24 protein-coding genes and 2 tRNA genes are annotated in these 24,481 nt (G+C 63.3%); 8 read left to right on the top strand and 18 right to left on the bottom strand.

Annotated elements, in window-relative coordinates; genetic code table 11:
* The 5 genes from N4G42_RS11225 to N4G42_RS11205 all read left to right on the top strand — a co-directional run bounded on the left by N4G42_RS11225 (nucleotide 1) and on the right by N4G42_RS11205 (nucleotide 6,944).
* Nucleotides 1-2,562: a PAS domain S-box protein gene (locus tag N4G42_RS11225; protein ID WP_056062995.1), complete on the top strand. Its 2,562-nt coding sequence runs from the start codon at nucleotides 1-3 to the stop codon at nucleotides 2,560-2,562.
* Entirely contained in the window at nucleotides 2,559-3,185 is a 627-nt protein-coding gene (locus N4G42_RS11220) for a response regulator transcription factor (RefSeq protein WP_007848524.1), read from the top strand. The genes N4G42_RS11225 and N4G42_RS11220 overlap by 4 nt, the downstream gene beginning before the upstream one ends.
* A 73-nt stretch (nucleotides 3,186-3,258) precedes the next feature.
* Nucleotides 3,259-4,113 carry a bifunctional methylenetetrahydrofolate dehydrogenase/methenyltetrahydrofolate cyclohydrolase FolD gene (gene folD, locus N4G42_RS11215; protein WP_056062998.1) on the top strand — a complete coding sequence of 285 codons (855 nt, stop codon included), beginning with the start codon at nucleotides 3,259-3,261 and terminating at the stop codon, nucleotides 4,111-4,113.
* A gap of 69 nt (nucleotides 4,114-4,182) precedes the next feature.
* Complete coding sequence (locus N4G42_RS11210) at nucleotides 4,183-6,228, top strand: M3 family metallopeptidase (RefSeq protein WP_260667203.1); 2,046 nt, start codon at nucleotides 4,183-4,185, stop codon at nucleotides 6,226-6,228.
* A 59-nt stretch (nucleotides 6,229-6,287) separates the two neighbouring features.
* Nucleotides 6,288-6,944: a glutaredoxin family protein gene (locus tag N4G42_RS11205; protein ID WP_260667202.1), complete on the top strand. Its 657-nt coding sequence runs from the start codon at nucleotides 6,288-6,290 to the stop codon at nucleotides 6,942-6,944.
* 135 nt (nucleotides 6,945-7,079) lie between these two features.
* Here N4G42_RS11205 and rpiA read toward each other — a convergent pair whose 3' ends face one another.
* The gene (rpiA, locus tag N4G42_RS11200; protein WP_260667200.1) at nucleotides 7,080-7,769 is read right to left on the bottom strand and encodes a ribose-5-phosphate isomerase RpiA; all 690 of its coding nucleotides are present in this window, start codon (nucleotides 7,767-7,769) and stop codon (nucleotides 7,080-7,082) included.
* 36 nt (nucleotides 7,770-7,805) lie between these two features.
* Between rpiA and N4G42_RS11195 the strand changes: the two genes are divergently transcribed.
* The gene (locus N4G42_RS11195; RefSeq protein WP_108499209.1) at nucleotides 7,806-8,858 is read left to right on the top strand and encodes a quinone-dependent dihydroorotate dehydrogenase; all 1,053 of its coding nucleotides are present in this window, start codon (nucleotides 7,806-7,808) and stop codon (nucleotides 8,856-8,858) included.
* 129 nt (nucleotides 8,859-8,987) lie between these two features.
* On the opposite strand, the gene N4G42_RS11190 is transcribed toward N4G42_RS11195, so the two are convergent.
* From N4G42_RS11190 to uvrB, 16 genes are all read right to left on the bottom strand, one after another.
* The gene (locus N4G42_RS11190; RefSeq protein WP_260667199.1) at nucleotides 8,988-9,272 is read right to left on the bottom strand and encodes a hypothetical protein; all 285 of its coding nucleotides are present in this window, start codon (nucleotides 9,270-9,272) and stop codon (nucleotides 8,988-8,990) included.
* A gap of 53 nt (nucleotides 9,273-9,325) precedes the next feature.
* Nucleotides 9,326-9,721 (bottom strand): phage holin family protein, encoded by a 396-nt coding sequence (locus tag N4G42_RS11185; RefSeq protein WP_099730347.1) that lies wholly within the window; start codon nucleotides 9,719-9,721, stop codon nucleotides 9,326-9,328.
* 45 nt (nucleotides 9,722-9,766) lie between these two features.
* Nucleotides 9,767-10,069 (bottom strand): DUF883 family protein, encoded by a 303-nt coding sequence (locus N4G42_RS11180; RefSeq protein ID WP_008904788.1) that lies wholly within the window; start codon nucleotides 10,067-10,069, stop codon nucleotides 9,767-9,769.
* A 144-nt stretch (nucleotides 10,070-10,213) separates the two neighbouring features.
* Entirely contained in the window at nucleotides 10,214-11,311 is a 1,098-nt protein-coding gene (locus N4G42_RS11175; protein WP_260667197.1) for an NAD(P)/FAD-dependent oxidoreductase, read from the bottom strand.
* A 35-nt stretch (nucleotides 11,312-11,346) separates the two neighbouring features.
* Nucleotides 11,347-12,384, bottom strand: a complete 1,038-nt coding sequence (locus N4G42_RS11170) for a histone deacetylase family protein (RefSeq protein WP_260667196.1) — start codon at nucleotides 12,382-12,384, stop codon at nucleotides 11,347-11,349.
* A 155-nt stretch (nucleotides 12,385-12,539) separates the two neighbouring features.
* A tRNA-Val gene (locus N4G42_RS11165) sits at nucleotides 12,540-12,614 on the bottom strand.
* Nucleotides 12,615-12,665: 51 nt separating this feature from the next.
* Nucleotides 12,666-12,740, bottom strand: a tRNA-Val gene (locus N4G42_RS11160).
* Between the two features lie 37 nt (nucleotides 12,741-12,777).
* A complete protein-coding gene (gene dnaQ / locus N4G42_RS11155) occupies nucleotides 12,778-13,491 on the bottom strand; it encodes a DNA polymerase III subunit epsilon (RefSeq protein WP_260667194.1) in 714 nt (237 codons plus the stop codon).
* Nucleotides 13,491-13,829, bottom strand: a complete 339-nt coding sequence (gene fdx / locus N4G42_RS11150) for an ISC system 2Fe-2S type ferredoxin (RefSeq protein ID WP_056744679.1) — start codon at nucleotides 13,827-13,829, stop codon at nucleotides 13,491-13,493. The genes dnaQ and fdx overlap by 1 nt, the downstream gene beginning before the upstream one ends.
* 42 nt (nucleotides 13,830-13,871) lie before the next feature.
* On the bottom strand, nucleotides 13,872-15,743 hold the full coding sequence (gene hscA / locus N4G42_RS11145) for a Fe-S protein assembly chaperone HscA (RefSeq protein WP_260667192.1): 1,872 nt from the start codon (nucleotides 15,741-15,743) through the stop codon (nucleotides 13,872-13,874).
* A gap of 80 nt (nucleotides 15,744-15,823) precedes the next feature.
* Nucleotides 15,824-16,342, bottom strand: a complete 519-nt coding sequence (gene hscB / locus N4G42_RS11140; protein WP_099730351.1) for a Fe-S protein assembly co-chaperone HscB — start codon at nucleotides 16,340-16,342, stop codon at nucleotides 15,824-15,826.
* 85 nt (nucleotides 16,343-16,427) lie between these two features.
* Nucleotides 16,428-16,751 (bottom strand): iron-sulfur cluster assembly protein IscA, encoded by a 324-nt coding sequence (iscA, locus tag N4G42_RS11135; RefSeq protein WP_056063043.1) that lies wholly within the window; start codon nucleotides 16,749-16,751, stop codon nucleotides 16,428-16,430.
* A gap of 25 nt (nucleotides 16,752-16,776) precedes the next feature.
* A complete protein-coding gene (gene iscU / locus N4G42_RS11130) occupies nucleotides 16,777-17,178 on the bottom strand; it encodes a Fe-S cluster assembly scaffold IscU (RefSeq protein WP_121942835.1) in 402 nt (133 codons plus the stop codon).
* A gap of 39 nt (nucleotides 17,179-17,217) precedes the next feature.
* Complete coding sequence (locus N4G42_RS11125; protein ID WP_260667188.1) at nucleotides 17,218-18,438, bottom strand: IscS subfamily cysteine desulfurase; 1,221 nt, start codon at nucleotides 18,436-18,438, stop codon at nucleotides 17,218-17,220.
* Between the two features lie 115 nt (nucleotides 18,439-18,553).
* Nucleotides 18,554-19,090 (bottom strand): Fe-S cluster assembly transcriptional regulator IscR, encoded by a 537-nt coding sequence (gene iscR / locus N4G42_RS11120; protein WP_015013980.1) that lies wholly within the window; start codon nucleotides 19,088-19,090, stop codon nucleotides 18,554-18,556.
* Nucleotides 19,091-19,341: 251 nt separating this feature from the next.
* Nucleotides 19,342-21,432 (bottom strand): excinuclease ABC subunit UvrB, encoded by a 2,091-nt coding sequence (gene uvrB / locus N4G42_RS11115; RefSeq protein ID WP_099730352.1) that lies wholly within the window; start codon nucleotides 21,430-21,432, stop codon nucleotides 19,342-19,344.
* Nucleotides 21,433-21,537: 105 nt separating this feature from the next.
* On the opposite strand from uvrB, the gene N4G42_RS11110 reads away from it, so the two are divergent.
* Complete coding sequence (locus N4G42_RS11110; RefSeq protein ID WP_116749944.1) at nucleotides 21,538-22,734, top strand: amino acid aminotransferase; 1,197 nt, start codon at nucleotides 21,538-21,540, stop codon at nucleotides 22,732-22,734.
* Nucleotides 22,718-23,341 carry a nucleotidyltransferase family protein gene (locus tag N4G42_RS11105; protein WP_260667187.1) on the top strand — a complete coding sequence of 208 codons (624 nt, stop codon included), beginning with the start codon at nucleotides 22,718-22,720 and terminating at the stop codon, nucleotides 23,339-23,341. Before N4G42_RS11110 ends, N4G42_RS11105 begins: the two co-directional genes overlap by 17 nt.
* 116 nt (nucleotides 23,342-23,457) lie before the next feature.
* Here N4G42_RS11105 and ygiD read toward each other — a convergent pair whose 3' ends face one another.
* Nucleotides 23,458-24,363: a 4,5-DOPA dioxygenase extradiol gene (ygiD, locus tag N4G42_RS11100; RefSeq protein ID WP_116749946.1), complete on the bottom strand. Its 906-nt coding sequence runs from the start codon at nucleotides 24,361-24,363 to the stop codon at nucleotides 23,458-23,460.
* Between the last annotated feature and the right edge of the window lie 118 nt (nucleotides 24,364-24,481).

The raw sequence follows: 24,481 nt of genomic DNA, 5'->3' as shown, positions 1-24,481 counted from the left end.
ATGGATTCGATGCCCACCACCCCCTCCCCCACGGCCACGACCGTGGCAGCGCCGATACGCTGGTGGCGCAAGTGGTGGCGCGGCTTGTCGCCCACCCGGCAAGACCGTTTTGCCGCACTTGCCCCCCTCGCGGCAGTGCTGATGTTCCTGGCCGCCATCGTTGCGGCGTTCTGGTACTTGCGCGCCGAAGAAGCCGAGCGCGAACAAGAAGCCCTACGGCGCGACGTGGAATACGCCCAGCAGCGCGTACGCCTGCGCCTGCTGGAGCGGCAAGAGCAACTCATGCGCATCGCACGCGATGTGTCCAACCAGGACCTGGGTAAGGCGGAGTTCATCAGCCGCGCCGAGGCACTGATCAGCCAGTACCCTGAGCTGCAGGCCATCACCTGGATTGACGACCGCCGACGCATCCGCGCAAGCCAGGCCGCCCCGACACTGGCCAGTGGTGAGCTGCGCATCGCAGGCGAAGTCCTCAAGCCCGGGGACACCGCCGACACCTTTGGCCTGGCGCGGGACCTGCAGCAACCGGTGTACGCGCAGCCGGCCGCCACGTCGGGCGATGCGACACCACTGCTGCAGTTGCAGGTACCGCTCAACAACCAGGGCAAGTTCAGCGGCGTGGTGCTGGGTGAATATTCCATCGACAGCCTGCTGCGCTACGGCACCCCCACCGAAGTGCTGGCGCGCTACGCGGTGACGCTGCTCGACAGCAAGAACCAGGTGCTGGCGGGCACGCCACTGGGCCCGCGCAACAAGGCCACGCAGTTGCTCCCCTGGACGCCCAAGGCCAACGAGTACGAGGTACCGGTCTCCCCCGTCGGCAACGGTCTGGTGCTGCGCGCCCAGGCCTACCGCACGTCGCTTGGCGTGGTGGGCAGCGGGCTGTTCTGGCTGGTGGGCACGCTGAGCGCGATGACGGCCTGGATGCTGATCGCCACCTGGCGCCACACCCGTCGCCGCATGCAGGCGCAAGAGGCCCTGGTGGCCGAGACCAACTTTCGCCGGGCGATGGAAAACTCCATCCTCACCGGCATGCGCGCCCTGGACATGGAAGGCCGCATCAGCTATGTAAATGCCGCCTTTTGCCAGATGACGGGCTGGAGTGCCGAAGAGCTGGTGGGCCTGAAAGCCCCCTTCCCCTACTGGCCCGAGGCCGATCACGAAACCCTGCAGGCCAAGCTGCGCGACGAACTGCGTGGCAACACCATGGCAGGCGGCTTTCAGGTGCGCGTCAAGCGCAAGAGCGGGACGCTGTTCGACGCCCGGCTCTATGTGTCTCCGCTGATCGATGCCCATGGCCAGCAGACAGGCTGGATGACGTCGATGACTGACATCACCGAGCCCAACCGCATTCGTGAACAGCTGTCGGCGTCGCACGAACGCTTCACCATCGTGCTGGAATCGCTGGACGCCTCGGTGTCGGTGGCACCACTGGGCAGCGAAGAGCTGCTGTTTGCCAACAAGCTCTACCGTCAGTGGTTCGGGTCGCAAACCGGCGGGCACCTGCAACTGGTGGCGCAGGCAGGTGTGGTGCCGATTGCGGGCAAGGAGCAAAGTGGCATGGACGATGAGGACGGCCTGATGGGCCTGCCCACCGACACGCTGACCAGCGCCCGCAGTGAAAACGCCGAGATCTACCTGCCCGACCTGGGCAAGTGGCTGGAAGTGCGCTCGCGCTATCTGAACTGGGTGGACGGCCGCCTGGCCCAGATGGTGATTGCCACGGACATCACCCCCCGCCGCCTGGCTGAAGAGCAGGCCCAGCGGCAGGCCGAGCGCGCGCAGTCGGTCAGCCGCCTCATCACCATGGGCGAGATGGCATCCAGCGTGGCGCACGAACTCAACCAGCCGCTCACCGCCATCAACAACTACTGCAGCGGCATGGTTTCGCGCATCCAGAGCGGCCAGCTCACCGAAGAGGCTCTGCTCACCGCCCTGCAAAAGACAGCCCACCAGGCGCAGCGCGCAGGCCAGATCATCCAGCGGATCCGCTCGTTCGTGAAAAAGAGCGAGCCCAACCGCACGCTGGCCGATGTGCATTCGATGGTCAACGAAGCCGTCGAGCTGGCCGACATCGAACTGCGCCGACACAACGTGCGCCTGACGCACTACGTCGCCGCGCGCCTGCCGCAAGTGATGGCCGACACCATCCTGATCGAGCAGGTGCTCGTCAACCTGATGAAGAACGGCGCCGAGGCCATCCAGCACGCCGACCGCCCCGCCCCCAACCGCAGCGTGGAGCTGCGCGTGGTGCCCAAGCAGATCGATGACCGCCAGGTGGTCGAGTTCTCGGTGCAGGACACCGGCAAGGGGCTGGCCCCCGAAGTGCTGGAGCGCCTGTTCGAGGCCTTCTTCTCCACCAAGCAGGAAGGCATGGGCATGGGCCTCAATCTGTGCCGCAGCATCGTCGAGTCCCACCAGGGCCGGATGCAGGCGGAGAACCTCTACAATGGCTCGGAGGTTACAGGCTGCAGGTTCTCCTTCTGGCTGCCGCTTGCCAAGCCTGCTGATGCCACTACAAATTCTGTAGCAAACGAACAAAACCCAAGGACTGTTGCATGAGCTTGATTCCGAAAAAAGGCACTGTTTACGTTGTGGACGACGACGAAGCAGTTCGCGATTCCCTGCAGTGGCTGCTGGAAGGCAAGGACTACCGGGTGCGTTGCTTTGATTCGGCCGAGACGTTTCTCTCACGCTACGATCCGCGCGAGGTGGCCTGCCTGATCGTAGACATCCGAATGGGCGGCATGACCGGCCTGGAATTGCAGGACCGCCTGATCGAGCGCAAATCACCGCTGCCCATCGTGTTCATCACCGGCCACGGCGACGTGCCTATGGCCGTGAACACCATGAAGAAAGGCGCGCTGGACTTCATCCAGAAGCCTTTTGACGAAGAAGAGCTGGTGGGCCTGGTAGAGCGCATGCTGGACCACGCCCGCGAAGCCTTCGCGGGCTACCAGCAGGCCGCCAGCCGCGACGCCCTGCTGTCCAAGCTCACCAGCCGCGAGGCGCAGGTGCTCGAACGCATCGTGGCCGGTCGCCTGAACAAGCAGATCGCTGACGACCTGGGCATCAGCATCAAGACGGTGGAGGCACACCGCGCCAACATCATGGAAAAGCTCAACGCCAACACGGTGGCCGACCTGCTCAAGATCGCTCTGGGGCAGAACGCGCCCAAGGGCTGATCGCTCCCATTTTGATAGCTACCAGCGCGTATTGCACTAGCGCTACCAGCCATTTTGACTTGTATTTTCTGACATGACAGCCCAACTCATTGACGGCAACGCCCTTTCCCGCCAACTTCGCAGCGAGGTGGCGCAACGCGCTGCCGCCCTCACCGCCCGTGGCCACCAGCCTGGCCTGGCGGTGATTCTGGTGGGCGAAGACCCAGCCTCGGCCGTGTATGTGCGCAACAAGGTCAAGGCCTGCGAGGACAGCGGCGTGCGCTCCATCTTTGAAAAGTACGACGCCGATCTGAGCGAGGCTGCGTTGCTGGCACGCATCGAAGCCCTCAATGCCGACCCCACAGTACACGGCATCCTGGTGCAGATGCCCCTGCCCAAGCACATTGACCCGCACAAGGTCATCGAGGCCATTGCCACCTCCAAGGATGTGGATGGCTACTCGGTGCTGTCGGCTGGCGAACTCATGGCCGGGCTGGACGGTTTCCGCCCCTGCACGCCCTACGGCAGCATGAAGCTCATCGAGTCCACGGGCCAGTCGATCAAGGGCAAACATGCCGTGGTCATCGGGCGCAGCAATACCGTGGGCAAGCCCATGGCCCTGCTGCTGCTGCAGGCCAATGCCACGGTCACCGTCACCCACAGCGGCACCCCCGACCTGGGCTACCACACCCGCCAGGCAGACATCGTGGTGGCTGCGGTCGGCCGCGCCAACACGCTCACCGCCGACATGGTCAAGCCCGGTGCCATCGTGATCGACGTGGGCATCAACCGCAAGGCCGACGGCAAACTGTGTGGCGATGTGGACTTTGAGGGCGTCAAAGAGGTGGCGGGCTGGATCACCCCCGTCCCTGGCGGGGTTGGACCCATGACCATTACCATGCTGCTGGTGAACACCATCGAAGCCGCCGAGCGGGCTGCCGCGCGCTGACAGCGCCCGGGGAAGACGCCAGCCGCTTTGCAACTTGAACCTGCGCCGCCTGGCGCCATCTAATCCCGCATGAGCAACGCCCTTCTCGACTTCTCCGACCTCCCCGCCTTTGACCGCATCACCCCACAGGACGTAGCCCCTGCGGCTGATGTGCTGCTGGAGCGTGCCAATCAGGCTCTGGAGACCGTCACGGCGCCCGACTTCCCTGCCCGCTGGGATGCCATCGCCAAGGTGCTGGATGTAGCCACCGAACAGCTCGGCCGCGCCTGGGGGGCTGTCAGCCACCTCAACAGCGTTGCCGACACGCCGGAACTGCGCGCGGCCTACAACGCCGCCCTGCCCCGCGTCACGGAGTTCTGGACCCGCCTGGGCGCTGACGAACGCCTCTATGCCAAGTACAAGGCCATCGACCCCGCCACCCTGACGCCCGAGCAACGCCAAGCCCACCGCAACGCAGTGCGCAACTTTGTGCTTAGCGGCGCTGAGCTGACCGGGGCGGCCAAAGAGCGCTTCGCCCAGATCCAGGAACGCCAGGCCGAGCTGAGCCAGAAGTTCAGCGAAAACGCGCTGGACGCCACCGATGCGTATGCCTACTACGCCACCGCTGAGGAACTGGACGGTGTACCGGCCGATGTGCAGCAAGCCGCTTTGGCGGCCGCACAGGCGGACGGGAAACCAGGCTACAAGCTCACCCTGAAAATGCCTTGCTACCTGCCGGTGATGCAGTTTGCCACCCGCAGCGACCTGCGCGCCAAGCTATACCGCGCCTATGTCACCCGTGCCTCGGACCAGGCCGAAGGCGAAGGCCAGAAATTCGATAACACCGCGCTGATTGGCGAAATCCTGGCCTTGCGCCGAGAAGAAGCCCAGCTGCTGGGGTACGCCAACTTCGGTGAAGTGTCCGTGGTGCCAAAGATGGCCCAGTCACCCGCCGAGGTTGTCCAGTTCTTGCGTGATCTCGCCCGCCGGGCCCGGCCCTATGCCGAAAAGGATGTGGCCGACCTGCGCGCCTTTGCGGCCGAACACCTGGGCCTGGCCGATCCGCAGCCCTGGGACTGGCCCTACATCTCTGAAAAGCTCAAGGAAGCCCGCTACGCCTTCAGCGAGCAGGAGCTCAAGGCGTACTTCACGGCACCCAAGGTATTGGCAGGCCTGTTCAAGATCATTGAGACGCTGTTTGAAGTGTCCATCCGCCGCGACACGGCACCGGTGTGGCACCCTGCGGTGGAGTTCTATCGCATCGAACGCAACGGTCAACTGGTGGGCCAGTTCTACCTCGATCAGCCCGCCCGCACCGGAAAGCGGGGCGGCGCCTGGATGGATGACGTGCGCACGCGCTGGCAGCGCCCCGACACCGGAGTGCTGCAAACGCCGATTGCCCACCTCGTCTGCAACTTCGCGGACGGCGTGGACGGTAAGCCGCCACTGTTGACCCACGACGACGTGATCACGCTGTTCCATGAATTTGGCCATGGACTGCATCACATGCTGACCCAGGTGAACGAACGCGATGTTTCTGGCATTGGCGGCGTCGAATGGGACGCCGTGGAGCTGCCCAGCCAGTTCATGGAAAACTTCTGCTGGGAATGGGATGTGCTCAGACACATGACGGCCCACGTGGACACCGGCGAGCCGCTGCCGCGCACGCTGTTTGACAAGATGATCGCCGCCAAGAACTTCCAGAGCGGCATGCAGACCCTGCGCCAGATCGAGTTTGCCTTGTTCGACATGCTGCTGCACACCGAACACGACCCGGCCCAGGACTTCATGCCCCTGCTGACCCAGGTGCGCCAGGAAGTGGCCGTGCTGCAGCCGCCCGCGTTCAGCCGCACGGCCCACACCTTCAGCCACATCTTTGCCGGCGGCTATGCAGCGGGGTACTACAGCTACAAATGGGCCGAGGTACTCAGCGCCGACGCCTACGCCGCCTTTGAAGAAACCGCCGGTACCGACGGCTTGCCCAGCACCGAAACCGGGAGACGCTACCGTGAGGCCATTCTGGAAGCGGGTGGCAGCCGCCCCGCCATGGAGTCCTTCAAGGCCTTCCGTGGCCGCGAGCCCAGTCTGGATGCCCTGCTGCGCCACCAGGGCATGGCGGAAGAACTGACCGCCTGAGTGCGGTCTGTCGCCTGGCCCCTAAAAACCACAGCCCCACAAGAATGAGGAGAACCCGCATGCCCCGTACTACGTTCGCTCCTGCCGCTGCCTCCTTGTTGATGGCCCTCGCCTCAGTGGGGGCCCAGGCGCAGAATGTCTATCGCATTGTCGGGCCCGACGGCAAGGTGACTTTCTCGGACCGCCCTCCGGCCGAAACCACTGCACCGCCCGCGCGAAGCCCTGCAGCCCCGGCTGCCGCGACCGCAAGCCCAGCAGCGGCCAATGGAGCGTTGCCTTTCGAACTGCGCCAGGTGGCCAACCGGTACCCGGTGACCATCTACACCGGCAATGACTGCGCACCCTGCGGAAGCTTGCGCAACATGCTGACATCACGCGGTGTGCCGTACACCGAGCGCACAGTGGCCAGCAATGAGGACATTGCCGCACTGCAACGCCTGAGTGGCAGCACCAGCCTGCCTTTTGGCACCATTGGCGGCCAGCAACTGGTGGGCTTTTCGGACGCGGAGTGGATCCAATACCTCGACGCAGCGGGCTACCCCAAACAATCCCAGTTGCCCAGCAACTACCGCCAGCCAGCGCCCACCCCGCTGGTTGCGGCCAAGCCGGTGGAGTCCGCACCCGCCGCTGAACCGAAAGCGCCGGCGCGGCCCGCGCTCCCTCCACCGGTCAATGACGGCCCAACACCAAGCAATCCCGCCGGTATCCGGTTCTGACACTCTGTGACGTAGCCGCCTCCAGGCGGCTGGTCCTTCCATTCACATCCACCCAACATAAAAGGGGCCTCCAGAGGCCCCTTTTGTATTGGTGAACTATGGGGGTGGGCTTGTCACCCGCCCCACCACCATTCCTCAATAGGTGATGGTCTTCACGCCCTGCGCCGTACCCAGCAGGCACACGGATGCCTTCTGGTGGGCAAACACACCCACGGTCACCACGCCAGGCCATTGGTTGATCTCTGACTCGAACGCCAGCGGGTCGGTGATGGACAAGCCCTTCACGTCCAGAATGTGCTGGCCGTTGTCAGTCACCAGTGGCTGTCCGTCCTTGAGTCGCAAGCTGGCCTGTCCACCCATGGCGGCAAAACGGCGCGCAATGTGATTGGCAGCCATCGGGATCACCTCCACTGGCAACGGGAACTGGCCCAGGGCCTTCACCAACTTGGATTCGTCGGCAATACACACAAAGCGCTCGGCCAATGCTGCCACGATCTTCTCGCGTGTCAGTGCAGCGCCGCCGCCCTTGACCATGTAACCCTGGCCGTCGATCTCGTCCGCGCCGTCGATATAGACGGAGAGCGACGGCACCTCATTGGCATCGAACACGGCGATGCCCAGTGCCTTCAGGCGATCGGTGCTGGCTACGGAACTGGATACAGCGCCCTTGATCTGGTCCTTCATGCCCGCCAGGGCGTCAATGAACTTGTTAACGGTGGAGCCGGTGCCCACCCCCACAATCTCGCCAGGCACCACGTATTGCAGCGCGGCTTGGCCTACCAGGGTCTTGAGTTCGTCTTGGGTCAGGGGAGTGGTGGTCGTCATGGGAGAAAATCGGGGGTAATCCTGAATTATCTCCCCATGTCCCTGATCCCCTACGCCCTCACCCGCCCCTTTCTCTTCGGCATGGATGCCGAGGCCGCTCACGAACTCACCATGGACATGCTGGCGCGCGGGCAGCGCACGCCGCTGCAATGGGCCTGGTGCAACGAAACTGTGAACGACCCCATCACCCTGGCGGGGCTGAAGTTTCCCAACCGCGTGGGCATGGCGGCGGGCCTGGACAAGAATGCGCGCTGCATTGACGCGCTGGGCGCCATGGGTTTCGGTTTTGTGGAAGTGGGCACTGTGACCCCTAAAGCGCAGCCGGGCAACCCCAAGCCGCGCATGTTTCGCCTGCCCGAGGCCCGCGCACTCATCAACCGCCTGGGCTTCAACAACGAAGGCCTGGATGCCTTCCTGCGCAATGTGCAGCAGGCGCAGTTTCGCAAGCAGAACCGTCAGCACCCCATGCTGCTCGGTCTCAACATCGGTAAGAACGCCACCACGCCCATAGAGAACGCCACCAGCGACTACCTGATCTGCCTGGAGGGCGTATACCCCCATGCCGACTATGTGACGGTCAACATCAGCTCACCCAACACCCAGAACCTGCGCGCATTGCAAAGCGATGCCGCACTGGATGCACTGCTGGGAGCGATTGCCGAGCGCCGTGAGACGCTGGCCGCCCAGCACCAGCGGCGCGTGCCGGTTTTCGTGAAGATTGCACCGGACCTGGATGAAGCCCAGGTGGCAGTGATCGCCGCCACACTGCAGCGCCACGGCATGGACGGTGTGATTGCCACCAACACGACCATCAGCCGCGCTGCGGTGCAGGGCATGCGCCACGCAGAAGAGACGGGGGGGTTGAGTGGCACTCCGGTGCTGGAAGCCAGCAACCAGGTCATTCGGCAGCTGCGCGCAACCTTGGGCAGCGGATTCCCCATCATTGGTGTCGGCGGCATCATGAGCGCCGACGACGCAGTGAGCAAGATTCGCGCAGGGGCAGACGTGGTGCAGATCTACACAGGCCTGATTTATGAAGGCCCTGCGCTGGTCGTGAAGGCCGCCAAGGCCATCAAGGCCTTGCGCTAAACCTTCGGGCCACAAACGCTCGACCACACGACCCCATAAGAAAACGGAGCCTCTGGCAACAGGGCTCCGTTTCAGTTTTCGGCGTGGGTTTGAGCAGCGGGACGCCGCCCTCCGCAACCCCGCCCGTGGTCAGCGCCGCAAGCGCATCAGCATCGGCAGGACAATGCCCGCCCACCGGATCAACCTGCGCGGGCCGGCCACCAGAGCGACACCGGCCATGGCCGCCACCGCCAGCGGGTGTTCGCGCGCGAACCCGGCAGCGCGCAGCGCCAGCGAGGCATCTCCACCGCCCGTGGCGCCTCCGGCTTGCTCCGCGAGCGCGCGGGCCTGGGCCCGGGCCACGCGGCGGGCACGCAGCCGCTCGCGCTGCAGTTCGATTCGGTCAAGCACACGCTGCTGCTCCGGCGTAGCCATAAGCCTTACCGTGGGCGCAGTCTGCGGTGTATTAGTGGTTGGGCGGGGGGTGCTCACAAGCGCTCCTTGATGTCACGCCAGTCCTGGGCCAGCTCTCGGCGCGTCAGCGCAAAGCCGCTGCCCGCGCGCTGCGCCACAGACACCAACGACACCGTGGCGGCGGCCCAGCCTGCAGCCCATACGGCAGCCACCAGCCACGCCACCAGCGTGCGTTGCGGGGAGTCCCAAAAGTGCACCAGCACCGCCAGCGACACCATGATCAGGGCCACCACCGTGAGCCCAACGACCAGAATGGTCAGCACCAGCAGTTGTTGCAGCCGCTGCTTGAGGTCCGCCCATTCCAGGCGGGCCAGATCCATCCGGTCTTCGGCGGCGATGGCGCCCTCGATCAGGTTGGCACGCCAGCGGGCGGCCAACCCTTCCAGACCCAGCAGCGAGAGCCAATTCATGTCTTGTTGCCTCTGTGGCGTGCCGTCATGGTGGGACAGCGACGATCAGCGGCGTGCAAGCAGAAAGCCAACCAGCGCGCCCACGGCCAATGCGGCACCCGCCACACGCCAAGGTTCGTCATGGGCGTAGCGGTCGGCTGCCAAAGCGGCTTCCTTCGCTTGGCGGGCGGCGTCCTGAGCAGCGCGCACAGCGGATTCACGCACGTTGTGCATGCCATCGTCCAGGCGCTGGCGCAGCAGCTTGATTTCAGGCACTGCGTCCAGGTCCTTGTTGGCCAATAGCCCCCGCAGATCGGAAACCAGCTTTTCCAGTTCGCCCTGGGTGGTCGTGGTGTCAGAAGCAGTCATACAAGCCTTTCTGTGTAGTGCCAAAAGTGATGGAAAACCCCGCACGCGAACGTTGGGACTGAAGTTCATCTTAGCCATCCGCGCAGAAACCCCTCGTAGGACGGGGACGCAAGAGGTTACTGATTGCAAATGGCTTGCTGCAGATCAAACCAGCGCAGCCACATGCTCCGCAATGGCCAGGGCACTTGTCAAGCCAGGCGACTCGATGCCAAAGAGGTTGACCAGCCCGGCTACCCCATGGACAGCAGGCCCTTGAATGACGAAGTCGGCAGCGGGTGCACTCGGCCCGTGGATCTTGGGGCGCATGCCCGCGTAGCCCGCCGCCAGAGCGCCGTCTGGCAAACCCGGCCAATATTTGCGCACCTCGGCATAAAAGGCATCGCCGCGCGCGGGGTCCACCTGCAGATCGTCGGGCGAGTCCACCCATTGCACGTCCGGGCCAAACTTGGCCTGGCCGCCCAGGTCCAGCGTGAGGTGTACACCCAGCCCAGCCGCCTCGGGCACTGGGTAAATCAGTCGGCTGAACGGCGCCTTGCCCGTCAACGTGAAATAGTTGCCCTTGGCGTAGTAAGCGGTAGGCACATGCTGCGGGGCCAGCCCCGCAAACGTTGCAGCCAGCGCGGGGGCTTGCAACCCAGCGGCGTTGACCACGGTGCGCGCGCGGAGGCGCGTGCCATCCATTGCTTCCAAATCAATAGCATCAGAACCAATAGATGCTAGCGCTAGTGGCGAATTCAGCGCTACAACACCACCCGCATGCTCCAGATCGCCCTGCAACGCCAGCATGAGCGCATGGCTATCGACGATGCCGGTGCTGGGTGAATGCAAGGCACCGAAGCAGGCCAGAGCTGGCTCCATCGCCAGGGCTTCTTCGCGGCTGAGGCGTTGCAGGTCCAGCACTCCGTTGGCACGGGCCCGCACCTGGATACCTTCCAGGCTGTCCAGCTGGGCGGCAGAGGTGGCCACCAGCAGCTTGCCGCAGCGGCGGTGGGGCACACCGCGCTCCGTGCAGTAGGCGTAAAGCAATTCCTTGCCCCGCACGCACAGCCGGGCCTTGAGCGAACCTGCGGGGTAATACAGCCCGGCATGAATCACCTCGCTGTTGCGCGAACTGGTGCCAGTGCCGATGGCGTCCGCTGCCTCCAGCACCATCACCTCCCGCCCCTGGAGCGCCAGTGCACGGGCCACCGCCAGACCCACCACGCCCGCGCCTACCACCACACAATCCACCGTATCGATCATCAGTGCGTCTCCTGCATCACCTGCCGGGTGCCGCGTCAGGCCTGCTCAAAACCATCGAGCACGTTGACGGCATTGGTGCCCAGCTCGGCCGCCGCATAGCCGCCTTCCAGCACGAACACCGTGGGCAACCCCAGCCGTGCCAGCCGCTCGCCCAGGCGGGTGAAATCTGACGATGCCAGTGCAAACCGCGAGATGGGATCGCCCTCAAAGGCATCCAGCCCCAGAGAAATCACCAGCCCGTCGGCGCTGTAATCCGTGATGCGCAGGCACGCTTGCTCTAGTGCATCGAACCATGTTGCCGCGCTGGTGCCCGCAGGCAAGGGCAGGTTCAGGTTAAACCCAACACCAGCCCCCTCGCCCGTCTCGTCGGCGTGGCCCAGGTAGAAGGGGTACTCCGTGCGCGGGTCACCGTGCATGCTGATGAACAGCACATCGCTGCGGTCGTAAAAGATGCTCTGCGTACCGTTGCCGTGGTGGTAGTCCACATCCAGCACCGCCACACGCTGGGCGCCCTGGTTGCGCAGGGTTTGCGCTGCCACGGCGGCGTTGTTCAAGAAGCAATAGCCCCCCATGAAGTCCGGGCCCGCATGATGCCCTGGCGGCCGTGTGCAGCAAAACACGGCGCGCGTCCCCAGTGCAACGCGTGCCGCTGCGCTGGCAGCCGCATCGGCCCCCGCCTTGGCTGCGGCCCAGGTTCCTGCCGCCATGGGTGTACCGTTGTCCATGGAGTACAGCCCCAGCCGTGCGACAAAGTTGTCGGGTTCCACATCACTGCGCAGCGTGCGCACCGGCCAGACAGAAGGAAACGGCTGAACAGACGCATTGGCTGGGTCCAGTGCCAGCCATTGTTGCCATGCGGTCTGCAGAAAGGCCATATAGCGCGGCGCATGCACCTGGGCCAGCACAGCATTGCAGTCCACATCGGGCAACACCATGGCGTGGCCGCGTGTGCGCAGGGCGTCTTCCACATAGTCCACACGTTCGGGTTTTTCAAAACAGGGCACACGCTCACCCCGGAAGAATTCGTGGGCCGGTGCATGCCCCTGGTGCAAGGGATTGTGAAAGGTGATCATGGATGCTGCGTTGCAGGTACGGGCGACAAATGTAGCGCGCAAGCCTGCGTTGTATGCCGCTTTGGCGAATGGTCGCTGCACTTTGCAGCTTGCAGACAGGCGGACGAGCCAAGAAAAAACCCCTGCAGGTCAGGAACCTGCAGGGGTTTTTGAATTGGTGGGTGATACATGGATCGAACATGTGACCCCTGCCGTGTGAAGGCAGTGCTCTACCGCTGAGCTAATCACCCGTCGCAAGCACCTTGGAGAAAGATACCGCTGCGAAAAGTCTGGCAGCAACATGGTGGGTGATACATGGATCGAACATGTGACCCCTGCCGTGTGAAGGCAGTGCTCTACCGCTGAGCTAATCACCCTTGTCGCTGCGACAGCCTTCTATTATGGCACAGCTTTTCAGGCCGACTGCAGAGTTCGCCAAATTGTTTTGCCACCGCTGGCCTTGTCGATCTGCGTGAGCACCTCGGCATGGGCCGCCTGCTCTTGTTCGCTCGCCCGCAGCACCGGCAGCGCAAGGCCACGCAAATCGATGGTTGCCACCTTCACGCCGTCAGCGCTGTCATGGCCATCGTCGGCGATCAGCAAGGCATCCTGCCCGCGTGTGAGATTGATGTAGACGTCGGCCAGCAGCTCGGCGTCGAGCAAGGCGCCGTGCAGCGTACGGCCCGAGTTGTCCACGCCCAGACGGTCGCACAGGGCGTCCAGCGAGTTGCGCTTGCCCGGGTACATCTCCTTGGCCATGGCCAGCGTGTCGGTCACGCTTTGCACATAGGTGCCAAACGCCGGGCGCCCCACCAGCTCCAGCTCCTTGTTGAGAAAGCCTACGTCGAACGCAGCGTTGTGGATGATGATCTCGGCGCCCTGCAGGTACTGCAGGATGTCGTCCACCACGTCGGCAAATTTGGGCTTGTCCTTCAGGAACTCGTTGCTGATGCCGTGCACCTTCAGCGCATCTTCATGGCTGTCACGGCCAGGGTTGAAGTACAGGTGCAGGTTGTTGCCGGTCAGCTTGCGGTTGAGCAGCTCCACACAACCCAGTTCAATGATGCGGTCACCACCTTCGGCCGAAAGGCCGGTGGTCTCAGTGTCCAGAACAATTTGCCGGGACATCAGTGGTTTTCCTTGGCATGGTTGATCGTGTACTTCGGAATTTCAACGATCAGGTCGGTCTGCGCCAGGATGGCCTGGCACGACAGGCGCGACTGCGGTTCCAGGCCCCAGGCGCGGTCCAGCAGGTCTTCTTCCTCTTCTTCTGCCGCATTCAGCGAATTCAGCCCCTGGCGCACGATGACGTGGCAGGTGGTGCAGGCACAGCTCATGTCGCAGGCGTGCTCGATGTTGATGTGGTTGTCCAGCAGGGCTTCGCAGATCGAGGTGCCTGCGGGCGCCGTGATCTCAGTGCCAGCGGGGCAGTATTCGGGATGGGGAAGGATCTTGATGACAGGCATGGGGTGGTCTTTTTCTTGTTCAGAGGGATGCGCTGGCTCGTATCACAGGCTCGCAACGTTCTTGCCGGCCAGGGCCTGCTGGATACCGCGGTTCATGCGCTGGGCTGCAAACGCCTCGGTGCCCTTGGCCAGGGCTTCCGTGGCGGCCTCGATGGCCGCGGCATCGTCGGCGTCGCGCTGGTGGCGCAAGGCCACCATCAGAGCGTCGATGGCAGCCCGCTCCTTGGGGCTGAGCACGTCGCCATCCGCGTCAAGCGCGCTTTGCGTGGCAATCAGCATGCGGTCGGCGTCCACGCGGGCCTCGACCACGGCACGGGCTTTCATGTCCTGCGCGGCCGTGGCAAAGCCATCCTGCAGCATGCGCGCGATCTGGTCGTCCGTGAGGCCATACGACGGCTTCACGTCAATGCGGGCCTCCACCCCACTGCCCTGCTCTTTCGCGGCCACGCTCAGCAGGCCATCGGCATCGACGGTGAAGGTCACACGGATGCGCGCAGCGCCTGCCGCCATCGGGGGAATACCGCGCAACTCAAAGCGCGCCAGGCTGCGGCAGTCCTGCACCAGGTCACGCTCGCCTTGCACCACATGGATGGCCAGCGCGGTCTGTCCGTCCTTGTAGGTCGTGAAGTCCTGCGCCTTGGCGGTCGGAATGGTCTCGTTGCGCGCAACAATGCGCTCCACCAACCCGCCCATGGTTTCGATGCCCAGGGACAGCGGAATCACGTCCAACAGCAGCAGGTCGCCAGCTGTGTTGTTACCGGCCAGCTGGTTGGCCTGGATGGCGGCACCCAGCGCGACCACTTCGTCGGGATTCAGGTTGGTCAGTGGCTTCTTGCCAAAGAACTCCGCCACGGCCCGCTGGACCTGCGGCATGCGGGTGGAGCCGCCCACCATGACCACGCCCTGCACTTCATCGCGCGCCAGATGCGCATCGCGAAGGGCACGGCGCACAGCCGCCATGGAGCGGGCGGTCAAATCGGCCGTCACCGCGTCAAAATCCAACCGTTTGATGTCAAATTGCACAGAAGCGCTAGATAGCTCTGCCTTGAATGCTACCAAATCAGTAGCAGTCAAGGCCTCCTTGCAGGCGCGTGCAGCCATGCGCACGGCCGACTTGTCGGCTGGTGTGACCGCCTGTTGCCCCACCTGCTGCAGCACCCAGTCTGCCAGCGCAGCGTCGTAGTCGTCGCCTCCGAGGGCAGAGTCGCCGCCCGTGGCGATCACTTCGAACACGCCCTGCGTCAGGCGCAGGATGGAAATATCAAACGTACCCCCACCCAGGTCATAGACGGCGTAGACGCCCTCGCTGGCGTTGTCCAGGCCATAGGCAATCGCCGCCGCAGTGGGCTCGTTGATCAGGCGCAGCAGGTTGATGCCAGCGAGCTTGGCCGCATCCTTGGTGGCCTGGCGCTGGGCGTCGTCGAAGTACGCAGGCACGGTGATCACTGCGCCATACAGATCATCATTGAAGGTGTCTTCAGCGCGGTAGCGCAGCGTGGCCAGAATCTCGGCACTGATCTCGACGGGCGACTTGTTGCCATCCACCGTGGCCAGGCTGACCATACCGCCCTCGCCGCCATCAGCAGCTGTCACGAAGTCGTATGGCAGCTTGCCCGCTTCCGCCACGTCCTTGAGGCCACGCCCCATGAAGCGTTTGGCCGAGGCAATGGTGTTGCGTGCATCCTGGGCCTGCGCCGCCACGGCGTCATATCCGATCTGGCGACCGCCGTTGGCCAGGTAGCGCACCACCGAGGGCAGCAGCACCCTGCCCTGTGCATCGGGCAGGCATTCGGACACACCATTGCGCACAGCGGCAACCAGAGAATGGGTGGTGCCCAGGTCAATGCCCACCGCGATGCGCCGCTGGTGCGGGTCGGGGGACTGGCCGGGTTCGGAGATCTGCAAAAGCGCCATGAAATTTCGGGTCTCAACGTGGTGGGGGACGCCATCACCTCAGCAAGCGACAGGGGCCCCAGGGGGAAAGCAAAACCGCTCTATTGTCCCAGTTGCTCTCGGCGACGTTCTACGTCGTCCGCAAATCGCGCAATGAACATGAGGGCTCTGACCTGGCGGGCCGCGCCCGCATAGTCCTGCTGCTGGTCGATGAGTTGCTCGCACTGCGACAGAGCGGCACGCCGGGCTTGTTCCACCTCATCGTCCAGTGCGTCCAGCTCGCTGTCTGCGCGGGCATCTTCCAGTGCCTCGCGCCATTCCATCTGCTGCATCAAAAACACAGCGGGCATGGCGGTGTTGTCTTCGGCACGGATAGGCGCTCCGTGCAGTTCGCACAGATAGGCCGCCCGGCGCATGGGGTCCTTCAGGCGTTGGTAAGCCTCGTTGATGCGCACGGACCACTGCATCGCTACGCGCTGCGCCGCAGCGCCTTGCGCAGCAAACTTGTCGGGGTGGGCTTCGCGCTGCAGTTCCTTCCAGCGCGCGTCGATGGCGCTGCGTTCTTGTGCAAAGCGGCAAGCCAGGCCAAACAGTTCGAAGTCGTCAGATTGCAGATTCATGCGCAAGGGGGCGTGAAGAAAATCCAAGAAAAAACCGCCAGCACAGAGCGCGTTGGCGGTTTGGCGTTACATCAGCTGAAGACGTTCAGACGCGGAAGCTCTCCCCGCAACCGCAGCGATCACGCTCGTTGGGGTTGTTGAACTTGAAGCCTTCGTTCAGCCCCTCACGGACAAAGTCCAGCTCGGTGCCATCGATGTAGGCCAGGCTCTTGGGGTCAATCAGCACCTTGACGCCGTGGTTTTCAAACACGATGTCCTCAGGCTCGCTCGCGTCCACATACTCCAGCTTGTAGGCAAGCCCCGAGCAGCCGGTCGTCTTGACCCCCAGACGCACGCCCAGCCCCTTGCCACGGCGGGCAAGGTAGCGGTTGACGTGCCGGGCGGCGGCTTCTGTCAGCGTAATGGCCATGTCTCTCGATCTATCTGTCAAACAATCAGGCGGCAGAGGCCGTGGCGGCGTGCTTGGTCTTGTAGTCCAGCACAGCAGCCTTGATGGCATCTTCCGCCAGGATGGAGCAGTGGATCTTGACGGGTGGCAAGGCCAGCTCTTCGGCGATCTCGCTGTTCTTGAGCGCTGCGGCTTCGTCCAGCGTCTTGCCCTTGACCCACTCGGTCACCAGCGACGAGGAGGCAATCGCCGAGCCACAGCCGTAGGTCTTGAAGCGGGCGTCTTCGATCACGCCGGTTTCAGGGTTCACCTTGATCTGCAGCTTCATCACGTCGCCGCAGGCGGGCGCACCCACCATGCCGGTGCCCACCGAATCGTCACCCTTGTCGAACGAACCCACGTTGCGGGGGTTTTCGTAATGGTCAACCACTTTGTCTGAATAAGCCATGATGTGTACCTCTTCAATACGTCCAGAATGTGTGCGGAATCAGTGAGCAGCCCACTGGATGGTGCTGATGTCGATGCCGTCCTTGTACATCTCCCACAGCGGGCTCAGTTCGCGCAGGCGGGCCACGTTCTCGCGAATGGTGGAGATGGCGTAGTCAATCTCTTCCTCGGTCGTGAAACGGCCGATGGTCATGCGCAGGCTGCTGTGGGCCAGCTCGTCGCTGCGGCCCAAAGCGCGCAGTACATAGCTGGGCTCCAGGCTGGCAGAGGTGCATGCCGAGCCCGAAGACACCGCCAGGCCCTTGATACCCATGATGAGCGATTCGCCTTCGACGAAATTGAAGCTCATGTTCAGGTTCTGCGGCACACGGCGCTCCAGGCTGCCGTTGATGTAGACCTGTTCGATGTCCTTGAGGCCGTCGAGCAAGCGCTGCTGCAGGGCCTTGGCCTTGGCGTTGTTCTCGGCCATTTCTTCTTTGGCGATGCGGAAAGCCTCGCCCATGCCCACGATCTGGTGCGTGGGCAAGGTGCCCGAACGCATGCCGCGTTCATGGCCGCCACCGTGCATCTGGGCTTCCAGCCGCACGCGGGGCTTGCGGCGCACATACAGCGCACCAATGCCCTTGGGGCCGTAGGTCTTGTGGGCGGTCATGCTCATCAGGTCGATGGGCAGCACGTTCATGTCGATCTCGACACGGCCCGTCGCCTGGGCGGCATCCACATGCAGCAGGATGCCCTTCTCACGGCACAGGGCGCCAATGGCGGGGATGTCCTGGATCACACCGATTTCGTTATTCACGAAGAGGATGCTGATCAGCACGGTGTCTGGACGGATGGCAGCCTTCAGCGCACCCATGTTGACCAAGCCGTCTTCCTGCACGTCCAGATAGGTGGCTTCAAAGCCTTGGCGCTCGAGCTCGCGCATGGTGTCCAGCACGGCCTTGTGCTCGGTCTTGAGCGTGATGAGGTGTTTGCCCTTGCCTTTGTAGAAATGCGCAGCGCCCTTCAAGGCCAGGTTGATGGACTCGGTCGCACCACTGGTCCAGACGATTTCGCGGGGGTCGGCACCGATCAGGTCGGCCACTTGCACACGCGCTTTTTCCACCGCCTCTTCGGCCTCCCAGCCCCATGCGTGGCTGCGCGACGCCGGGTTGCCAAAGTGCTCACGCAACCAGGGAATCATGGCGTCCACCACGCGGGGGTCTACCGGGGTCGTGGCGCCATAGTCGAGATAGATGGGAAAGTGCGGGGTCATGTCCATGGCTGGCTCAGTAAAAGGTTCTGGCTGGCAAACAGAAGAGGCAGAACAGATAGGAAAACGATTACAACGCGGTCAGGGCAGTGCCGACCCCAGGGCCAGCACGGCGCACCAAGCATCAGGATTTGGCGAAGACGTTACCCAGTGCGAACACCGAATTGGGGGCGTTCACGCGGATGGGCTTGACCACCGGTGTCGTGGAGATGGCGCGGCGAACCACAGGCTTGTCTTCGATCTGCACGCCCTTGGCGAGCTGCTCGTCCACCAGCTTTTGCAGGGTGACCGAGTCCAGAAACTCCACCATGCGCTGGTTCAGCGAGGCCCACAGTTCATGCGTCATGCAACGGCCGGCTTCACCCAGGCAGTTTTCCTTGCCACCACACTGCGTGGCGTCGATGGGTTCATCCACCGAAACGATGATGTCGGCCACCGTGATGTCGCCTGCCTTGCGGGCCAGCGTATAACCGCCGCCGGGGCCACGGGTGGATTCCACCAGTTCATGGCGGCGCAGCTTGCCAAAGAGTTGCTCCAGGTACGACAGCGAAATCTGCTGGCGCTGGCTGATGGCAGCCAGCGTGACGGGGCCGTTGTTCTGGCGCAGGGCCAAGTCAATCATGGCGGTGACCGCAAAACGGCCTTTGGTTGTGAGACGCATCGCAAGCTCCTTGTGCTAAGGCTTGTTCGTTGAAGAAACCGCCTTCGCTGACTGTTTGCCAGCGAGGCACCGTCTCCGCCCCTTACTCCGCACAGTCACCTGCTGCGGAGCCCTTCATCGTTGGGCTGTTTTGTTGAGTGTTTTGTGCGAGTATAGCACAAATCCCTATTGATTCTGTCGGGTTAAAAAACCAAATAGTTATTAATCGACTCAATAGTATTTTCTCATTGCATTCCCAATCGCAATCCCTTTTACAAGGCCACGGAATCGCTGCCGTGCGCACCAAAGGCCTGGTCCTTGAGCCGAGTGAGCTGGTCGCGCACCCGGGCCGCCTGCTCGAACTCCAGATTGCGAGCATGTTCCAGCATGAGCTTTTCCAGGCGCTTGATCTCGCGTGCCACGTCTTTCTCGGACATGTCCTCCACCTGCGCCCGCTGCAACGCTTCCTGCTCCAGGCGCTCGGCGTCCTTACCGGCTTTTTCGCTGTACACGCCGTCAATCAGGTCTCTTACCCGCTTGACAATGCTGCGCGGCGTGATCCCGTTGGCCTCGTTGTATGCGATCTGCTTAATGCGCCGGCGTTCCGTCTCACCCATGGCTTTTTTCATGGAGTCGGTGATGCGGTCGGCGTACAGGATGGCATGGCCGTTCAAGTTGCGCGCTGCACGGCCAATGGTCTGTATCAGGCTGCGCTCGGCGCGCAAGAAGCCTTCCTTGTCCGCATCGAGGATCGCCACGAGCGACACCTCAGGAATGTCCAGCCCCTCGCGCAGCAGGTTGATGCCCACCAGCACGTCAAAAGCCCCCAGGCGCAGGTCGCGGATGATCTCCACCCGCTCCACGGTGTCCACATCGCTGTGCAGGTAGCGCACCTTGACACCGTTGTCGGTGAGATAGTCGGTCAACTGCTCGGCCATGCGCTTGGTCAACGTGGTAATGAGTACGCGCTCATGCTTTTCTACACGAATGCGTATTTCTTGTAGCACATCATCCACCTGATGGGTGGCTGGACGAACTTCCACCACCGGATCCACCAAGCCCGTGGGGCGCACTACCTGATCCACCACCTGGCCTGCATGGGTCTTTTCGTAGTCGGCGGGCGTGGCCGATACAAAGATCACCTGCCGCATGCGTTGCTCAAACTCCTCGAACTTGAGCGGTCGGTTGTCCAGGGCCGAAGGCAGGCGAAAACCATATTCGACCAGCGTGGTCTTGCGCGACCGGTCGCCGCTGTACATCGCGTTGAGCTGGCCGATCATCTGGTGGCTTTCGTCCAGAAACATGATCGCGTCCTTGGGCATGTAGTCGGTCAGCGTGCTGGGCGGATCGCCCGGCGCCGCGCCGGACAGGTGGCGCGTGTAGTTCTCGATGCCTTTGCAGTGGCCCACTTCGCTCAGCATTTCCAGATCAAATCGCGTGCGCTGCTCCAGCCGCTGCGCTTCGACCAGCTTGCCGTCAGCCACCAACTGCTGCAGGCGTTCGGCCAGTTCCAGCTTGATGGTCTCGACCGCCGCCAGCACCTTGTCGCGCGGCGTCACGTAGTGGCTGCTGGGGTACACGGTAAAACGCGGGATCTTCTGCTTGACGCGGCCCGTGAGCGGGTCGAACAGCTGCAGGCTCTCAATCTCGTCGTCAAACAGCTCAATGCGAATCGCCAGCTCGGAGTGTTCGGCCGGGAACACATCGATGGTGTCGCCCCGCACACGGAACTTGCCCCGCGAAAAGTCCGCCTCGTTGCGCTGGTACTGCATGCGGATCAACTGGGCGATCACGTCCCGCTGCCCCAGCTTGTCCCCAACCCGCAGTGTCATCACCATGCGGTGATAGCTCTCGGGCTCGCCAATGCCGTAGATGGCCGACACGGTGGCCACGATCACTACATCGCGCCGCTCCATCAGGCTCTTGGTGCAAGACAGCCGCATCTGCTCGATGTGCTCGTTGATCGCGCTGTCCTTCTCGATGAACAGGTCGCGCTGCGGCACGTAGGCCTCAGGCTGGTAGTAGTCGTAGTAGCTGACGAAATATTCCACGGCGTTCTTGGGAAAGAACTCGCGGAACTCGCTGTACAGCTGCGCGGCCAGTGTCTTGTTGGGCGCAAAGATGATGGCCGGGCGGCCCATGCGCGCGATCACGTTGGCCATGGTGAAGGTCTTGCCCGATCCCGTCACACCCAGCAACGTCTGGAAGGTCTCCCCATCATTCAGTCCCTCCACCAGCTTGTTGATGGCCTCGGGCTGGTCGCCCGCCGGTGGGTACGGCTGGAACAGTTCAAACGGGGAATCGGGGAAGCGGACGAACTCGCCGTCTTGCTTTTCAGTTATGACTTCTGTGATATCCGGCATGGGGGCGGTCAACGGGTGGTGAAGGCGGGCCGTTAAAATCGGCCGAACCCGGCACAGTACACCACGCCCGGATTCTTCGCTACTGACAACCTTTCAAGGATTTTCATGTCTCTGTTCACCGCCGTCGAAATGGCCCCCCGCGACCCCATCCTGGGCCTCAACGAGCAATTCAACGCCGACACCAACCCCAACAAGGTCAACCTGGGCGTCGGCGTTTATTTCGACGACAACGGCAAGCTGCCCCTGCTGCAATGTGTGCAGGCCGCAGAAAAGACCATGATGTCCACCCCCACGGCCCGTGGCTACCTGCCCATCGACGGCATCGTGGCGTACGACAACGCCGTCAAGAGCCTGGTGTTCGGCGCTGAGAGCGAACCCGTGAAGTCTGGCCGCGTAGCCACCGTGCAGGCCATCGGCGGCACCGGCGGCCTCAAGATCGGTGCCGACTTCCTGAAGAAGGTCAGCCCCAACGCCAAGGTGCTGATCTCCGACCCCAGCTGGGAAAACCACCGCGCGCTGTTCACCAACGCCGGTTTTGAAGTCGATACCTACGCCTACTACGACGCTGAAAAGCGCGGCGTGAACTTCGAAGGTTTCCTGGCCAGCCTGAATGCAGCCGCCCCCGGCACCATCGTCGTGCTGCACGCCTGCTGCCACAACCCCACCGGCTACGACATCACCGCCGCGCAGTGGGACCAGGTCATCGCCGTCGTCAAGGCCAAGGGCCTGACGCCCTTCCTGGACATGGCCTACCAGGGCTTTGGCCACGGCATCGCCGAAGACGGCGCCGTGATCGGCAAGTTTGTGGCTGCCGGCCTGAACTTCTTTGTGTCCACCTCTTTCAGCAAGAGCTTCAGCCTGTACGGCGAGCGCGTGGGTGGCCTGTCGGTGCTGTGCGCCGACAAGGAAGAAGCCGGCCGCGTGCTGAGCCAGCTCAAGATCGTCATCCGCACCAACTACTCCAACCCACCCATTCACGGTGGCGCAGTGGTGGCTGCTGTGCTGAACAACCCCGAGCTGCGCGCCATGTGGGAACAAGAACTGGCCGAAATGCGCGTGCGCATCAAGGCCATGCGCCAAAAGCTGGTCGATGGCCTGAAGGCCGCCGGTGTGAAGCAGGATATGAGCTTCATCACCACCCAGATCGGCATGTTCAGCTACTCTGGCCTGTCCAAGGACCAGATGGTTCGCCTGCGCAACGAGTTCGGCGTGTACGGTACCGACACCGGCCGCATGTGCGTGGCCGCGCTCAACAGCAAGAACATCGACTACGTCTGCCAGGCCATTGCAAAGGTCGTCTGAGCACGATGAGGAAGCGGCGCTCGCGCGCCGCTTTGTGAGCGAAACGCTCCAGAACCCGCACAACGCGGCCCTTCTGGAGCGTTTGCCGTTTCTGGGCCTGCCCGACGGGTGGCTGGTGGCGGGCTGCCTGTTCCAGACGGTGTGGAACCTGCACTCTGGCCTGGAGCCCACCGCGAACATCAAGGACTACGACCTGTTCTACTTCGACGGCAACGACTTGTCCGAATCGGCGGAGCAGCAGGTGCAAGCCCGCGCCACCGCCCTCTTCGCCGACCTGCCCATCACCGTCGAAGTCAAGAACCAGGCGCGCGTGCACCTCTGGTACGAGCGCTGGTTTGGTTACCCGTATGCGCCGCTGCAGTCCGCCCGCAACGGGATCGAGCGTTTTCTGGTGCCCTGCACCTGCGTGGGCCTGCAACCTGCCATCACCCCCGGCGTTGCTCAGCCCACGCTGTACGCGCCGTACGGACTGGAAGAGCTGTACGCAGGACTTCTCAAACCCAACCCCGCCTGCCCGCACCTGCCGTTGTTTGAGGCCAAAGCGCAAAGCTACCGCGAACGCTGGCCGTGGCTGACGATCCAGACCGCAGGTCACGCGACGGCCTGAAGACGCCCCACCGCTGCGACGCGGAGATTTCAGGCGTTTTTGGCCTCAAGTGCTAGATGTACATGCACCAACAGCTATCAAAAAAGAAGCATTCCATCCGCTTCAGAAAGCATCCATCAGCCCCACAGCACCGACCGCATCGAGATCGATGCCGACTGATAGCCCGTGTTGAAAAAGCGGGGCATCTCGCTGGGCAACACGGCGCCCGCTGCGTAAAGCAGCGGCAGGTAGTGCTCGTAAGTGGGGTGCGCCTGCTGGGCCACGGCGCCCAGCTTCTGGAAGTCCTGCAAGGCGCCCAGCTGGCCCTTCTTGATCTGCTCCTGCACCACGGTGTCGAACTCCGTGGCCCAGTCGTAGGCTTCGTTGGCAGCCGAGCCACGGCGGGATGCGCGCAGGTTGTGCACGATGTTGCCGCTGCCCACAATGAGCACACCCCGCTCGCGCAGGGCCTTGAGTTGCTGGCCCAGTGCATAGTGCTCGGCCGGGGCGCGGCTGTAGTCCATGCTGAGCTGCATCACCGGAATGCGCGCCTGGGGAAACATGGGCTTGAGCACCGACCAGGTGCCGTGGTCCAGCCCCCACTCGCCCTCGTCCACGCCGAGGGCGGCGCCCGTGGCAGGAGATTTCAGCTCCTTGGCCAGGCTGCGCGCCACGGCCGGTGCGCCCGGCACGGGGTACTGCTGGTCGAACAGCGCCTGGGGGAAGCCGCCAAAGTCGTGGATGGTTTTGGGGTTGGCCATGCCGGTGAGCTGCCAGCCACCACGCGTGAGCCAGTGGGCCGACACACACAGGATGAGCTGCGGCTGCACGGCGCGCGCCATCAGCTCCGCGCCCATGGCCTGCCAGCTGCGGCGCCAGGCGTTGTCCTCGATGGCGTTCATGGGGCTGCCGTGGCCCACAAACAGCACGGGCATGCGGGGCGAGGGCTTGAGCGCCTGCAATGCAGATGCCGTGGCGGCGCTGCTCAGGGACGTAGTCATGAAAGCTCCCGGAAAGGCGGCCAGGCCCGTGAGGGCGGCCAAAGAGGTTCTGCGTTGCATGGGTCAGGGAGCGTAACAAATTATGTATAACGCAGGGAGTGAGCCCGCGCACGCCCCTGAAGTTCCGGCGCCGCGCCTTCCTTTCAAAACCACAACACCG

Origin of the sequence: Acidovorax sp. K2F (assembly GCF_025246485.1) — a bacterium.
Taxonomy (GTDB): Bacteria; Pseudomonadota; Gammaproteobacteria; order Burkholderiales; family Burkholderiaceae_C; genus Acidovorax; species Acidovorax delafieldii.
The sequence above is the reverse complement of the archived record's forward strand: the minus strand, read 5'-3'. Positions and strand labels throughout refer to the sequence as shown.

What these genes read in the sequence shown, in the direction of transcription:
- N4G42_RS11175 (WP_260667197.1), bottom strand. Translation starts at nt 11,311, where the DNA reads ATGATCGATACGGTGGATTGTGTGGTGGTAGGCGCGGGCGTGGTGGGT.
- N4G42_RS11205 (WP_260667202.1), top strand. Translation starts at nt 6,288, where the DNA reads ATGCCCCGTACTACGTTCGCTCCTGCCGCTGCCTCCTTGTTGATGGCC.
- N4G42_RS11180 (WP_008904788.1), bottom strand. Translation starts at nt 10,069, where the DNA reads ATGACTGCTTCTGACACCACGACCACCCAGGGCGAACTGGAAAAGCTG.
- N4G42_RS11225 (WP_056062995.1), top strand. Translation starts at nt 1, where the DNA reads ATGGATTCGATGCCCACCACCCCCTCCCCCACGGCCACGACCGTGGCA.
- N4G42_RS11195 (WP_108499209.1), top strand. Translation starts at nt 7,806, where the DNA reads ATGTCCCTGATCCCCTACGCCCTCACCCGCCCCTTTCTCTTCGGCATG.
- rpiA (WP_260667200.1), bottom strand. Translation starts at nt 7,769, where the DNA reads ATGACGACCACCACTCCCCTGACCCAAGACGAACTCAAGACCCTGGTA.
- fdx (WP_056744679.1), bottom strand. Translation starts at nt 13,829, where the DNA reads ATGCCTGTCATCAAGATCCTTCCCCATCCCGAATACTGCCCCGCTGGC.
- iscR (WP_015013980.1), bottom strand. Translation starts at nt 19,090, where the DNA reads ATGCGTCTCACAACCAAAGGCCGTTTTGCGGTCACCGCCATGATTGAC.
- uvrB (WP_099730352.1), bottom strand. Translation starts at nt 21,432, where the DNA reads ATGCCGGATATCACAGAAGTCATAACTGAAAAGCAAGACGGCGAGTTC.
- iscA (WP_056063043.1), bottom strand. Translation starts at nt 16,751, where the DNA reads ATGGCCATTACGCTGACAGAAGCCGCCGCCCGGCACGTCAACCGCTAC.
- hscA (WP_260667192.1), bottom strand. Translation starts at nt 15,743, where the DNA reads ATGGCGCTTTTGCAGATCTCCGAACCCGGCCAGTCCCCCGACCCGCAC.
- hscB (WP_099730351.1), bottom strand. Translation starts at nt 16,342, where the DNA reads ATGAATCTGCAATCTGACGACTTCGAACTGTTTGGCCTGGCTTGCCGC.
- N4G42_RS11110 (WP_116749944.1), top strand. Translation starts at nt 21,538, where the DNA reads ATGTCTCTGTTCACCGCCGTCGAAATGGCCCCCCGCGACCCCATCCTG.
- N4G42_RS11190 (WP_260667199.1), bottom strand. Translation starts at nt 9,272, where the DNA reads ATGGCTACGCCGGAGCAGCAGCGTGTGCTTGACCGAATCGAACTGCAG.
- iscU (WP_121942835.1), bottom strand. Translation starts at nt 17,178, where the DNA reads ATGGCTTATTCAGACAAAGTGGTTGACCATTACGAAAACCCCCGCAAC.
- N4G42_RS11125 (WP_260667188.1), bottom strand. Translation starts at nt 18,438, where the DNA reads ATGGACATGACCCCGCACTTTCCCATCTATCTCGACTATGGCGCCACG.
- N4G42_RS11220 (WP_007848524.1), top strand. Translation starts at nt 2,559, where the DNA reads ATGAGCTTGATTCCGAAAAAAGGCACTGTTTACGTTGTGGACGACGAC.
- dnaQ (WP_260667194.1), bottom strand. Translation starts at nt 13,491, where the DNA reads ATGTCCCGGCAAATTGTTCTGGACACTGAGACCACCGGCCTTTCGGCC.
- N4G42_RS11210 (WP_260667203.1), top strand. Translation starts at nt 4,183, where the DNA reads ATGAGCAACGCCCTTCTCGACTTCTCCGACCTCCCCGCCTTTGACCGC.
- N4G42_RS11170 (WP_260667196.1), bottom strand. Translation starts at nt 12,384, where the DNA reads ATGATCACCTTTCACAATCCCTTGCACCAGGGGCATGCACCGGCCCAC.
- N4G42_RS11185 (WP_099730347.1), bottom strand. Translation starts at nt 9,721, where the DNA reads ATGAATTGGCTCTCGCTGCTGGGTCTGGAAGGGTTGGCCGCCCGCTGG.
- folD (WP_056062998.1), top strand. Translation starts at nt 3,259, where the DNA reads ATGACAGCCCAACTCATTGACGGCAACGCCCTTTCCCGCCAACTTCGC.